Annotated in this window: 15 protein-coding genes, 1 tRNA gene and 1 pseudogene; 5 read left to right on the top strand and 12 right to left on the bottom strand. The window is 66.2% G+C overall.

Annotated features, from left to right (window positions below; genetic code table 11):
- Positions 1-21: 21 nt before the first annotated feature.
- Entirely contained in the window at positions 22-741 is a 720-nt protein-coding gene (locus PAM7066_RS00080) for an RNA methyltransferase (protein WP_085852095.1), read from the bottom strand.
- Between the two features lie 86 nt (positions 742-827).
- On the opposite strand from PAM7066_RS00080, the gene PAM7066_RS00075 reads away from it, so the two are divergent.
- Positions 828-1,442 (top strand): thiamine phosphate synthase, encoded by a 615-nt coding sequence (locus PAM7066_RS00075; protein WP_085852094.1) that lies wholly within the window; start codon positions 828-830, stop codon positions 1,440-1,442.
- Here the strand turns inward: PAM7066_RS00075 and olsA are convergent.
- The 3 genes from olsA to PAM7066_RS00060 all read right to left on the bottom strand — a co-directional run bounded on the left by olsA (position 1,422) and on the right by PAM7066_RS00060 (position 3,347).
- A complete protein-coding gene (gene olsA / locus PAM7066_RS00070; RefSeq protein ID WP_090928568.1) occupies positions 1,422-2,264 on the bottom strand; it encodes a lyso-ornithine lipid O-acyltransferase in 843 nt (280 codons plus the stop codon). The two genes, PAM7066_RS00075 and olsA, sit on opposite strands and share 21 nt — an antisense overlap.
- Positions 2,261-3,025, bottom strand: coding sequence for an L-ornithine N(alpha)-acyltransferase (gene olsB, locus PAM7066_RS00065; protein ID WP_090928564.1), 765 nt, complete (start codon positions 3,023-3,025; stop codon positions 2,261-2,263). Before olsB ends, olsA begins: the two co-directional genes overlap by 4 nt.
- Positions 3,026-3,170: 145 nt before the next feature.
- Complete coding sequence (locus PAM7066_RS00060; protein WP_085852092.1) at positions 3,171-3,347, bottom strand: DUF3553 domain-containing protein; 177 nt, start codon at positions 3,345-3,347, stop codon at positions 3,171-3,173.
- A gap of 51 nt (positions 3,348-3,398) precedes the next feature.
- Between PAM7066_RS00060 and PAM7066_RS00055 the strand changes: the two genes are divergently transcribed.
- Positions 3,399-3,968, top strand: coding sequence for a histidine phosphotransferase family protein (locus PAM7066_RS00055; protein ID WP_175484524.1), 570 nt, complete (start codon positions 3,399-3,401; stop codon positions 3,966-3,968).
- Here the strand turns inward: PAM7066_RS00055 and PAM7066_RS00050 are convergent.
- From PAM7066_RS00050 to PAM7066_RS00020, 7 genes are all read right to left on the bottom strand, one after another.
- Positions 3,965-5,230 carry a glutamate-5-semialdehyde dehydrogenase gene (locus PAM7066_RS00050; RefSeq protein ID WP_085852090.1) on the bottom strand — a complete coding sequence of 422 codons (1,266 nt, stop codon included), beginning with the start codon at positions 5,228-5,230 and terminating at the stop codon, positions 3,965-3,967. The genes PAM7066_RS00055 and PAM7066_RS00050 overlap by 4 nt on opposite strands.
- 46 nt (positions 5,231-5,276) lie before the next feature.
- Positions 5,277-6,389, bottom strand: a complete 1,113-nt coding sequence (gene proB, locus PAM7066_RS00045) for a glutamate 5-kinase (protein ID WP_085852089.1) — start codon at positions 6,387-6,389, stop codon at positions 5,277-5,279.
- Positions 6,377-7,408 carry a GTPase ObgE gene (gene obgE, locus PAM7066_RS00040; RefSeq protein WP_085852088.1) on the bottom strand — a complete coding sequence of 344 codons (1,032 nt, stop codon included), beginning with the start codon at positions 7,406-7,408 and terminating at the stop codon, positions 6,377-6,379. The genes proB and obgE overlap by 13 nt, the downstream gene beginning before the upstream one ends.
- Positions 7,405-7,947 (bottom strand): GNAT family N-acetyltransferase, encoded by a 543-nt coding sequence (locus tag PAM7066_RS00035; protein ID WP_085852087.1) that lies wholly within the window; start codon positions 7,945-7,947, stop codon positions 7,405-7,407. Before PAM7066_RS00035 ends, obgE begins: the two co-directional genes overlap by 4 nt.
- Before the next feature lie 69 nt (positions 7,948-8,016).
- Positions 8,017-8,286 carry a 50S ribosomal protein L27 gene (gene rpmA / locus PAM7066_RS00030; RefSeq protein WP_085852086.1) on the bottom strand — a complete coding sequence of 90 codons (270 nt, stop codon included), beginning with the start codon at positions 8,284-8,286 and terminating at the stop codon, positions 8,017-8,019.
- 15 nt (positions 8,287-8,301) lie between these two features.
- On the bottom strand, positions 8,302-9,018 hold the full coding sequence (gene rplU, locus PAM7066_RS00025) for a 50S ribosomal protein L21 (RefSeq protein WP_085852084.1): 717 nt from the start codon (positions 9,016-9,018) through the stop codon (positions 8,302-8,304).
- 190 nt (positions 9,019-9,208) lie between these two features.
- On the bottom strand, positions 9,209-10,021 hold the full coding sequence (locus tag PAM7066_RS00020) for a DUF2059 domain-containing protein (protein WP_085852081.1): 813 nt from the start codon (positions 10,019-10,021) through the stop codon (positions 9,209-9,211).
- 129 nt (positions 10,022-10,150) lie between these two features.
- Here PAM7066_RS00020 and PAM7066_RS00015 point away from each other — a divergent pair.
- The 3 genes from PAM7066_RS00015 (at position 10,151) to PAM7066_RS00010 (ending at position 11,063) form a co-directional block, all read left to right on the top strand.
- Positions 10,151-10,240 (top strand) — tRNA-Ser (locus PAM7066_RS00015).
- 368 nt (positions 10,241-10,608) lie between these two features.
- Positions 10,609-10,794, top strand: a complete 186-nt coding sequence (locus PAM7066_RS19590; RefSeq protein WP_370738071.1) for a DUF6538 domain-containing protein — start codon at positions 10,609-10,611, stop codon at positions 10,792-10,794.
- On the top strand, positions 10,791-11,063 hold the full coding sequence (locus PAM7066_RS00010) for a hypothetical protein (protein WP_139214915.1): 273 nt from the start codon (positions 10,791-10,793) through the stop codon (positions 11,061-11,063). The genes PAM7066_RS19590 and PAM7066_RS00010 overlap by 4 nt, the downstream gene beginning before the upstream one ends.
- A gap of 37 nt (positions 11,064-11,100) precedes the next feature.
- Here PAM7066_RS00010 and PAM7066_RS00005 read toward each other — a convergent pair.
- Positions 11,101-11,393, bottom strand: a pseudogene (locus PAM7066_RS00005) (transposase domain-containing protein); the annotation flags it as partial.
- Positions 11,394-11,637 lie beyond the last annotated feature (244 nt).

The raw sequence follows: 11,637 nt of genomic DNA, 5'->3' as shown, positions 1-11,637 counted from the left end.
CGCCCCGCCGTCAAAGTGAAGTCAGCCGTCCCGTCGCCGGACGAGTTGCCGCAGCGCCCCGTGCATGAGCTGCACATCGTTGCGCGTCAAAGGCATCCGGGACCAGAAGTTGCGAAAGGTCAGTTTCATGTGCCCGGCCTTTTCGGGCGGATGGAAGAAGCCGGAGTCCTCGAGCCGCTGCTCCCAATGCCGTGCGAACCGCTCGATGTCCTCGACAGGGGCGACGTCGGGTGCCTCGGCCTCCAGCGGTTCGACCGCGCCACGGCGCCATTCGTAGGACATCAGCAGCACACATTGGGCCAGGTTCAGCGAGGCGAACTCAGGGTTTACCGGCACCGTCACGATGGCCTGCGCGCGCGCCACGTCCTCATTGGCGAGGCCGGCGCGTTCACCGCCGAACAGGATGCCGACGCGGCGGCCCTGGGCGATCATCTCGCGCGCCGCGCGCATGGCGCCTTCGGGATCGTGGACGGGTTTCTCGAGGTCGCGGGGCCTGGCCGTCGTCGCGAACAGGTAGTCGCAACCTTCCGCCGCGCCCGCGATGTCGTCGGCCACCCGCGCGCCGTCCAGCACCCGCGTTGCGCCCGAGGCCATGGCGGTGGCCTTGGGGTTGGGCCAGCCGTCCCGCGGTGCGACGAGGCGCATGTCGGTCAGGCCGAAATTCAACATGGCGCGCGCGGCGGCGCCGATATTCTCGCCCAGTTGCGGGCGCACGAGGATGATAGAGGGCTGAGACGTCATGCCCGCTCCTTTAGTCCCGCCCCGGGGCATGGTCAAAGGCCGTTCTGCCCGCTAAGACGCGCGCCAGACCCTCGACGGAGCGCGACATGGCCGAAGACGACCTGCCCCAGATCTACCTCGTGACCCCGCCACAGATGGACGACGCGCTTCCCGAGGCGCTTGCCCGGCTGCTCGACGCGCACCCGGTGGCCTGCGTGCGCCTGGATCTCGCGACCCGCGACGAGGACACGCTGCTGCGCGCCTGCGACGCCTTCCGCGCCGTGACGGAAGAGCGCGACGTGGCGCTGGTCATCGCCGATCACTGGAAGCTCGCCGACCGCGCCGGGCTCGACGGGGTGCACCTCTCGGACGGGTCGCGGCAGGTGAAGAAGGCGCGCGCCGATCTGGGCGCGGAAGCGATCGTCGGCGCCTTCTGCGGCGCGTCCCGCCATGACGGGATGACGGCAGGCGAAATGGGGGCCGACTACGTCTCGTTCGGCCCGGTTGGCGGCCCCGATCTGGGGGACGAGCGTGCCGAGGACGAGCTGTTCCAGTGGTGGTCCGAGATGATCGAGGTGCCGGTCGTCGCCGAGGGCGGTCTGGCCGAGGCCGAGCTGGCCCGGCTGAAGACGTCCACCGACTTCGTGGCCTTCGGCGAGGAGCTCTGGCTCGCGCCGGACCCGGTCGAGCGTCTGACTGCTCTACGCGCCGCCCTTCGCTAGGGCCGGTTTCGCCGCCTCGAAGCCCCCGCGCACGGCAGCCTCGGCCGCCCGGGCGAGGGATTTGCGATCCGGCGTGTCCGCCACGCGGATCGGCGCGTGGCGGATCACCTCGACGGATCCGTGTCGCCGCGTGGCAAGGATCTTCACGAGGTTCACCCCGAATTCCATGTCGCCCCACCAGCCGTAGTAGCGCGGCTCGGCGCCCTTTGGCGGGTGGTAGGCGACGGTGATCGGCTGAACTTCCATGTCGTCGGCCAGCGCGCCTGAATGGAACGCGTTGAACAGGGTGGTCTTGAAGGGCTCGACCCGGAGATTGTCCGTCGACGTCCCCTCGGGGAAGAACATCAGCCGGTGTCGCGCTGTCAGCCGCTCTTCGAAGACCCGCTGCTGCGCGGCCGCCTCACGCCGGTCGCGACGGATGAAGACCGTGCCGGTGACTTTCGCCAACAGGCCGATCCCCGGCCACTCCGCCACCTCGGCCTTCGAGACGAAGTAGAGCGGCTCGATCGCGTTCAGGACGAAGATGTCGAGCCAGGTCGAATGGTTCGCCACCATCGCACCCTGCCCTTCCATCCGTGGTCCGCGAACCCGCAGCGGCAGCCCCATGAGCCGAAGCGCGCCGCGGCAGACCACAACGGTGATCCAGGGGCTAACGGGTCGATTGACGCCCGCGAGCGGCCGTTCGACCAGTCGCACCAGCATGTGCAGCCCGAGCATCCCGGCGACCCACAACGCCAGCGGCACGCCGCGCGCCACCGCAAGGGCGTAGCCGCCGGGGCCGATACGGGGTGCCTCGGGCGGCACGTCCGAGTGCCACGTCACGGGCGGGGCCGGGTATAGATCGCGCGGGCGCGGTCGTTCAACTGTGCCGTGTCCATGACCATGCAGACGTCGGTCGTGTTGAACTGCCGGTCGATCCAGGCGCCCTGCCCGACGCACCCTCCGAGCCGCAGATACGCCTTGATGAGCGCCGGAACCTGCTTCATCGCCGCGGCGCGGTCGTATTCGCCTTCGGCGAGGCGGACCAGCGGCACCGCCTCGGGCGGGCGGGCGGTCACGCGCAGCGCGGGCGGTGCCAGATGGCGATGCCCGAGGATCGACAGCGGCGCGGCAAGAGCGTCGGGATCTGTTCCGTGGAACGAGGCGACCCCGAAAAGGACGTCGATCCCCTCGGCCGTCACGTAATCCGCCAGACCGGCCCATATGTGATACATGGCCGCCCCGCCGCGATAGTCGGGATGCAGGCAGGAGCGCCCCAGTTCCAGCAGCCGCCGCCCCGAGCGACGCAGCGGGGCCAGGTCGTACTCGGCCTCGGAATAGAACCGCCCTGCCTTGGCAGCGCCGGACTCGGTCATCAATCGGTAGACGCCTATCACGCGGTCCCCCTCGGGTCGGGCAAGGTCGCGCAGGATCAGGTGACGGCACACGGGGTCGAAGGTATCGCGTTCGAGGCACGCCGTGTGATCCACGCCGCTTCCGCCGCCGCCCAGTTCGGCAACGAAGACGCGATACCGCAGCGCTTGCGCGGCCTCGATGTCGGCCTCGCTTTCCGCGAAGCGCAGGTCGAATATGGGTTCTGTCATCAACGAAACGGATCCCGGCACGGCTCGCCGTCCGCTCATAGGCTGTCGCGAAAGGATGGGCAACACGCCGGGGAAAGGCGATATTGTCCCCTTCGTGCGGTGCGCTTAACCAATTGTTAAAGCTTCGCGCACAGGTTCCGCGGTATTAGAAAATTGGAACGAGTTCGACTCGGGAGCCATCGATGACCACCTTCCCCGCGTCGCGAAACATGACCGTGATCTTGCCGCCGATATTGGATTGCACCTGTCCGTCGCCCCAGTCAGGACGGTCGGGGTGGCGCACGATCATGCCCGGTTCGAGCAGTGCATTCATGTCCGACATGGGCGAACTCCTTCCTGCGGATAAGGTATTATGACAATGGTTCCTGCTGAAATGAATGCCTTGCTCGGGTCGCGGATCTGCCACGACCTGATCAGCCCTCTCGGGGCGATCTGCAACGGCGTCGAACTGGTCGAGATGATGGGATCGGCCGGTAGCGCCGAGATCGCGCTGCTGTCGGACAGTGCCGCCGCCGCGAATGCCCGGATCCGGCTGTTCCGCATCGCGTTCGGAATGGCGGCGCCCGGTCAGAAGATCGGCTGGGGAGAGCTTGGCAGCGTGGTCGACACGCTCTCGGCCGGCCGGATGAAGATCGACTGGGCGCCCGCTTCCGATCTCGATCGGGTCGAGGCGAAGCTGGGCGTTCTGCTGGTTCTCTGTGCCGAGACTCTGATCCCCTTCGGCGGCACGGTGCGCGTCGAGATGGGCCCGCGAATCACGCTCGAGATCGCGGCCGAGCGGATGCGCGATGCGCCCGAGTTGCTGCAGCAGTTGATCGACGACACCGCCGAGCTGCCCGCCCCGTCCGAGCTGCACTTCCCGCTCGCCCGCGTTGCCGCGGCCGAGCTCGGACGGCGCATCGACCTGAACGTGGCCGAGGGGCAGCTGAGGATCACCGCCTAGGTACGGATCGTGCCTTTGCCCCGCACCTTGTACTTGAACGAGGTCAGCTGACGCGACCCGACGGGCCCCCTGGCATGGAGCCGGCCCGTCGCGATGCCAATCTCGGCACCCATACCGAACTCGCCCCCGTCGGCAAACTGGGTCGAGGCGTTGACCATGACGATGGCGCTGTCGACCTCGTTCAGGAATCGCTCGGCCGTCGCGTCGTCTGCGGTGATGATGCAATCGGTGTGGTTCGAGCCGTATTGGCGGATATGTCCGATTGCTCCGTCGATATCGGGCACGGTACGAGCGGCGATGATCATGTCGAGATACTCGCGGCCCCAATCGTCCTCGGCTGCAGCGACGGTGCCTTCGATGCCGGCGAGCTTGCCGCCGACGCGGACCTCCACGCCCTTCTCGATCAGCGCGCGGATCAGGCCTTGCCCGATCGTGTCGGCGACATCCTCGTGGATCAGCAGGCATTCGGCCGCGCCGCAGATGCCGGTGCGCCGGGTCTTGGCGTTCAGCACGATCTTCAGCGCGACCTCGGGGTCGGCGTCCTTGTCGATGTAGATGTGCACGATGCCCTCGAGGTGGGCAAAGACCGGCACACGCGCCTCGCGCTGGACGAGGCCGACGAGCCCCTTGCCGCCACGCGGCACGATCACGTCGATCGTGTCGGTCATCTGCAGCATCTCGGTCACGGCGGCGCGGTCGCGGGTCGGCACGCGCTGGACCGAGTGCTCGGGCAGACCCGCCTTCGCCAGCCCCTCGACGAGGCAGGAATGGATGACGCCGGAAGAATGGAAGCTCTCGGAGCCGCCGCGCAGGATCACGGCATTGCCCGACTTCAGGCAAAGGGCGCCAGCGTCGGCCGTCACGTTGGGGCGGCTTTCATAGATGACGCCCACCACGCCGAGGGGTGTGCGGACCTGCTCGAACTTGAGGCCGTTGGGCTGTTCCCAGGTCTCGATGACCTCGCCGATGGGGTCGTCCTGTGCCGCGACGGCGCGCAGCGAGTCCGCGATCGCGGTGATCCGGCCGGCATCCAGCTCCAGCCGGTCCAGCATGGCAGGCGTCACGCCCTTCTCGCGCGCGAAGTCCATGTCCTTGGCATTCGCGGCCAGCAACTCGTCGGTGCGGGCGACCAGCGCTTCGGCCGCGGCTTCGAGCGCAGCACGCTTCGCTTCGGGTTTCGCGATCGCGAGTTCGCTTGCGGCGGCGCGGGCGCGGCGGCCGATCTCGGCCATCGTCGCGGCGATGTTCGTGTCGTCCTTCATAGAGCCCTCCAGGTCTCGGTTCGGCAATCACATAGGGTCGATGGGGTCAAAGTGCCATGTCGTCCCGGTGGATCAGGGACGCGCGGCCGGGATATCCGAGGATCTCGGGGATCTCTTCGCTGCGCCGACCGGCGATCAACCGCGTCTCGTCCGAGGTGTAGCGAGTCAGCCCCATCCCGAGGATACGCCCCTTCGGCCCGGTGATCGACACCGCATCGCCGCGGCCGAACCGACCCATCACCTTCGCCACGCCTGCGGGAAGAAGCGAGCGGCCGTGGGCCAGCGCGTTGGCGGCGCCCTCGTCGATTTCGAGCACGCCCTGCGGCTTCATCGCCAGGATCCAGGCCTTGCGCGCCGTCTTGGGATCGAGGCGCGGCAGGAACCACGACGCGCGCGCTCCGTCCCGCAGAGCGGCAAGCGGATTGTCCACGCCGCCATTGGTGATGCACAGCGCACAGCCCGACGCCGTCGCGGTCCGCGCGGCCAGGACCTTCGTGCGCATCCCGCCCTTGGACAGGCCCGAAACCGGGTCGCCTGCCATCGCGTCGATCTCGCTCGTGATGTCCGCGATCTCTGGCAGGTGTCGTGCGGTCGGATCGCTGTGCGGATTGGCGGTGTAGAGGCCGTCGACATCCGACAGAAGGATCAGCTGGTCGGCGCCCACGGTCACGGCGATCTGCGCGGCGAGGCGGTCGTTGTCGCCGAACCGGATTTCGTCCGTGGCGACGGTATCGTTCTCGTTTACGATCGGGACCGCGCCGAGCGACAGCAGGGTCGAGAGAGTCGAGCGGGCGTTGAGGTAGCGCCGGCGGTCGACCGTATTCTCGAGCGTCAGCAGGATCTGCGCGGCGCTGAGGCCATAGGGCGACAGCGCTTCGTCATATGCGCGGGCAAGGCTGATCTGACCCGCCGCCGCCGCGGCCTGAGCCTGCTCGACCGGCAGAACACCGGCGGGCAGCTTCAGGCGCCCGCGACCAAGCGCGACGGATCCGGATGAAACCAGCACCACTTCGATCCCCGCCTTGCGCAACGCCGCGACGTCCGCGCAGACGCTTTCCAGCCAGGCTCTGCGCAAGTTGCCGGTCTCGCGGTCCACCAGGAGCGCCGAGCCGATCTTGACGACGATGCGCCGCGCGGTGAAAGGGGTCAGGGTTGCCATGTATCAGTGTCCTTTGTGATCTTCTGGCGCACGCGCTCGTCCGAAATCTGGGCGCGCAGTGCGCGCAGCACCTCTGTCACGCCCTCGCCGCTGACGCCCGACATCAGCATGACCGGGCCCGCGGCTTCTTCGAGCGTTTCCTTCAGGAAGGCGCGTTCCTCCTGGTCGAGCGCATCGATCTTGTTCAGCACGGTCACCCGCGGCTTCTCTGCCAGGGCGCCGCCATAAGCTTCTAGCTCTCCGATCACCGTCTGCCAGTCCCGCACCGGATCCCCGGACGTACCGTCAACGAGGTGCAGCAGGACGGCACAGCGCTCGACATGCCCGAGGAACCGGTCGCCGATCCCCTTGCCCTCATGCGCCCCCTCGATGAGGCCGGGAATGTCGGCGATGAGAAACTCGGCCCCGTCGACGCCTACAACGCCGAGATTGGGATGGAGCGTCGTGAACGGATAGTCGGCGATCTTCGGTCGCGCGTTCGATGTCGCGGCGAGGAACGTGGACTTTCCGGCGTTCGGCAGGCCCAGAAGGCCGGCATCGGCGATCAGCTTGAGCCGCAGCCAGATCGTCCGCTCGACGCCCGGCTGGCCCGGATTGGCGCGGCGGGGCGCCTGGTTGGTCGAGGACTTGAAGCGCAGGTTGCCCCAGCCGCCATTGCCGCCCTCGGCCAGCAGGACGCGCTGGCCCAGCTCGGCCAGGTCGGCGATCACCGTCTCTTCGTCCTCGTCGAGGATTTCGGTGCCGACGGGGACGCGAAGCACGATGTCGTCGCCCGATGCCCCGGTGCGCTGGCTGCCCATGCCGTGCTGGCCGTTCTGGGCAAAGAAGTGCTGCTGGTAGCGGAAGTCGATCAGGGTGTTCAGCCCCTCGACGGCCTCGATCACAACGTCGCCGCCCCTGCCGCCATCGCCGCCATCGGGGCCGCCGTATTCCATGAACTTCTCGCGCCGGAACGCGATGGCACCGCCACCCCCGGACCCGGAGCGGATATAGACTTTGGCGAGATCCAAGAATTTCATGTCGTCGCCCTACCCTGTTGCTCGGTTCGTCTCAAGCGGCGCCAGTCGGCCCGCGTCATCTCGTATAGTGCTGTGTCTGCGTCCTGCCCCAGCGCACGGAATCTTCGGCGGGTCGTGCCGACGGGGCGAAAGCCCAGGCTGCGGATCAGCCGTTCAGACCTGTGGTTTCCGACCATGTGGCTGACCGAGAGCTGTTTGCGCGTCGGATCGGCGAAGGCCGCGTCGCGCGCCGCTTCGGCCGCTTCACGGCCGTAGCCCCGTCCCCAGACTGGCCGTGCCAGCCAGTAACCAAGTTCGTCCTGCGCAGAGATCACGCCGCACAGTCCATCCGCATCGCAGATCGCCCAAGCCCGCCGGGGCTCGGCCGCGCTCGAAGTAAGAAATGCCTCGGCGTCGCCGTGATCGTAGGGGAACGGAACCACCGCCAGCCATTTGGCGACGTCGTAGTTGCCGACGCCTGCGACGATCGCCTCGGCGTCGTCGTGGTAGAGCGGCCGCAGCACCAGCCGCGCTGTCGTCAGATAGGCAATGTCCCGCATCGGGGTCCTCGAACGCAAAAGGGGACCGGCGATCGCCGATCCCCCTTCGAAGAGTGCATGAAGCGCGCCTTATTCGGCGGCTTCGGCCTCGGGCAGAACCGAAACGAAGGTCCGGCCCTTCAGGCCCTTGTGGAACGTCACCTTGCCGCCGGTCGTCGCGAAGATCGTGTGATCGCGGCCAAGGCCCACACCCTCGCCCGGCCACCACTTCGTGCCGCGCTGACGGATCAGGATGTTGCCCGGGATGACGGCTTCGCCACCGAATTTCTTGACGCCAAGACGGCGTCCGGCGGAGTCGCGACCGTTGCGGCTGGAACCGCCTGCCTTTTTGTGTGCCATAAGTCGGTCTCCCTCTTACTTGCTCTTGGCTTCGTCGACCCAACCTGCCAGCTTGCCGCCGGCGCCGAGTTGATCTGCCATATATTCGATTTCGGCCTCGTTCCAAGCCGCGATCTGGTCGAAGTGATAGACGCCCGCGTCGTTCATCTTCGTCTGCATCGCCGGTCCGACACCGTTCAGTTCGGTCAGCTTGTCGGCCTCGCCGCCACGCGGCTCGGTCAGCAGGTTGCCGGGCTTCGACGTCGCGCCACCTTCGGCGGCGTCGGTCTTGGCGGCGACCTTCTCCTTCGCTTCGCCCGAGGCGACGCGCTTCTTCATCTCGGCCTTGCCGGAGCGGTTCTTGGCGTAGTCGCCCTTGTCCGCCTGCACGCCGGTCCACCCGGCGATGCCGGCGCCGATGGCTTCCTTCACACCCGAATCGGCCGCGCCGGATTCGAGGATGTCGGTGATGCGCAGCAGGGTCAGGTGCTGGCGGTGGCCCTTCGTGCGCTTCGAGCCGTGCTTACGGCGACGCTTGACGAAGTGGATGACCTTCTCGCCCTTGATCTGCTCGATCACTTCGGCCTGCACGCCCGCGCCGTCGACGAGGGGGGTGCCGATCGTGGAGCCGACCATGAGGATATCGTTGAACTGGATTTTCTCGCCTGCATCGGCAGCGAGTTTCTCGACACGCAGAACGTCGCCCGACTGGACGCGATACTGCTTGCCGCCGGTCTTGAGGACCGCAAACATGGGCTCTTCCTTCTTGTCCCGCATCCTGTGGCCCATCTCCGCGCGTGGCGGTCGACGTGTTTTGGGGTGTGACCCCGCCTCGGACAGCGCGCCCCGTTCGGGGCGTATTGCAATGAACCCGCAGCGGATGGCTCCGCCCGGGTGCGCGGTGTATGTCGATGTGGCGCCCGCCTGTCAAGGCCCGGCGCGGCTACAAGTCCTGCCCGCGCATGAACCGCGCCGCCGCCCGCCCGAGTTCGTAAGAGATTCCATCGTAGAGTTCATCGAAGGCCGCGAAGATGGCGGTGTTCAGGTCCTGCCCCGCTCGACTTTCGCTTATCTCGAGATACCGGGACAGCGCCTCGTCATCGACCGGAGCGTAGGCGAGCGTCAGATAGCCGTCGAGCCACGCCTCGGTATCGGCGCGCACCTGCGGCTCGGAAGCATAGACGTCGGCGATCACCTGATCCTCGCTCAGCGGACCGACCGGAGCTTCCTCGTCCAGCAGCCCGCGATAGAAGGCGTAGTTCGAGTTCAACGCCCCCGTCACGTTCTGCTCGACGAGGTCATTGGCGGCGATGAACGCGTCGATAAGATCGCGTCGTGCCTGGGGCGCATCCCGTGCCGACTCTTCGGTCGCCGCTTCCACCGCTTCGTCGATCATTGCCCGGCGTGCCGCGATCTCGAGTTCGACCAGGCGCTGCCCGGTCTCGGATTCGAAGAACTCCACCAGAACCGGTATCGAACCCGCCTGGACCGCGTCGTCGAACCGGGCGCGCACGGCTTCGAGCATCTCGGAGCGGTCGTAGATGTCCCGAACCGCCTCGTCCCAGAGCAGCCCGCCGCTGCCAGGGAACAGGTCGGCTTCCAGGTCGTCCCCGGCCGCAATTCCCTCCTCGCGCATCACGTCGACCACGTCGTCCAGGCGCAACGCATCGAACAGGCGGTCAGTGTCCTCCGCGGCAAGCGAGACGGAGGTGCCCAGCCAGGCTGCGACGAGGATGGCGGCGGGGATGCGGGACATTGCGAGCCTTTCGAGCGAGCGGGATGGTCCGCTCACATATCATGCCACGGGCGGTGACCAAGGCCTCAAAATCTGTGCAACGTCCCCTTGCGCCCCATGGCGCAGATGGTTAGACCCCCGCCAGACCGCGGAGAGGTGCCGGAGTGGTCGAACGGGGCGGTCTCGAAAACCGTTGAGGATGCAAGTCCTCCCAGGGTTCGAATCCCTGTCTCTCCGCCATCATTTTCGTTGAGCAGCAACAAATTAATATATTAATTTGAATGATTTATACTGTCAAACGGGCATCTGGTCGGCTGTAGACAGTGCTTGCGTTACCAATTCTGCTACCCGAAGCGCTACCCATCAGCCGAAGTTTTTTCGCCTCGTCCGATGCGGGATGCCGCTTGGATGATCGTTTCCACGGTCGCGCATTTACAACGTGTGTTCAAATCCTACCACCCCAGCCAGGTTTCTCGTAAGGCATTGATGTGAAACGATAGCCTTGGCGCATCAAGGAACCGGATTCGCAGTGCGACACAAGGGTGTGTGACATCCCTGTGTCACAAGCAGGTTCTCGATCGTCTTTCGGCTCCGATGAGGAGACGACGATGGGACAGGTCACTCATGTCAGCCGCCGCGGGGCGGTTTACGTCTGGCGTAGGCGGTGTCCGGCTAGATCAGCGCTTCAATCCACAGGAACATTGCAGGTCAGTCTGCGGACGCGGGAGTTGTCCACAGCCCGGCGCGTCGCCGCTCTTGTCTCGAATGCCCCGAGCGGATGTATGAGGGCATGAAGACGCAAACCATCACGAAAGACGACGTTCGCGCCTACTTGGAAGCCGTCGTCGCAGAAGAACTGCAGCGCATCGTGGGCGAGCGGTGGGACGAAAGTTCCGCCGTCTCGCCTGCCGAATGGCGCAGGCGCTGGATGACGGATCGTGCAGAAGCCTGCGCCCTGAGGCTACTGGCACAACGTGGCCAGGCCGCCGATCTCATGCCCGAAGATATGGACGTGCTTCGCGAACAAGGATTTCGCCCGGACGAGATGAGAGAGTTAAAATAAGCGCAGTGGTGACTCCCGGATGAGCTTGTTGTGAGGGTTAGGCGGCGGCCGCGTAGGTCCACGGCATAAAGTCATCGATGTCCCTGTCGAGATGGCCGTTGGCGAGCTTGGTGAGGAGGTCGCGCAGGTAGGCATAGGGCTCGACACCGTTCATCTTGCAGGTGCCGATCAGGCTGGCGAAGCGCCCATGTCATCGTAAACGATGAACAGCGGGTTGCGGCGATTCATCTCTGGGCTGCGGATGGCGTTTGACGAGGTTGGAGTCCATGTGTCCATGTCGACCCAGCCATCGTCGAGGAAGAGCCGGAATCCGTCCTGACGGCGGAGCATTTAGGCGAGCGCTCTGCCAGATTCGGATTGAACCGCCCCGGGTTGCCGGGAGAGCAAGACTCTCGAAGGATTGCTCTATGGACAAGAAGAACACGACGAGCCCGTACCCGGCCGAGTTCCGCGAGCGGGCTGTGCAGATGGTTGCGGACCATCTCGATGGCTACAGCACTTTGACGGCGGCGGTGCGCGACATTGCCCGGAAGCTTGGCTGCTCCCCGGATAGCTTGCGGGTCTGGTACAAGAA

The organism is Palleronia marisminoris (genome assembly GCF_900172315.1).
Taxonomy (GTDB): Bacteria; Pseudomonadota; Alphaproteobacteria; order Rhodobacterales; family Rhodobacteraceae; genus Palleronia; species Palleronia marisminoris.
The sequence above is the reverse complement of the archived record's forward strand: the minus strand, read 5'-3'. Positions and strand labels throughout refer to the sequence as shown.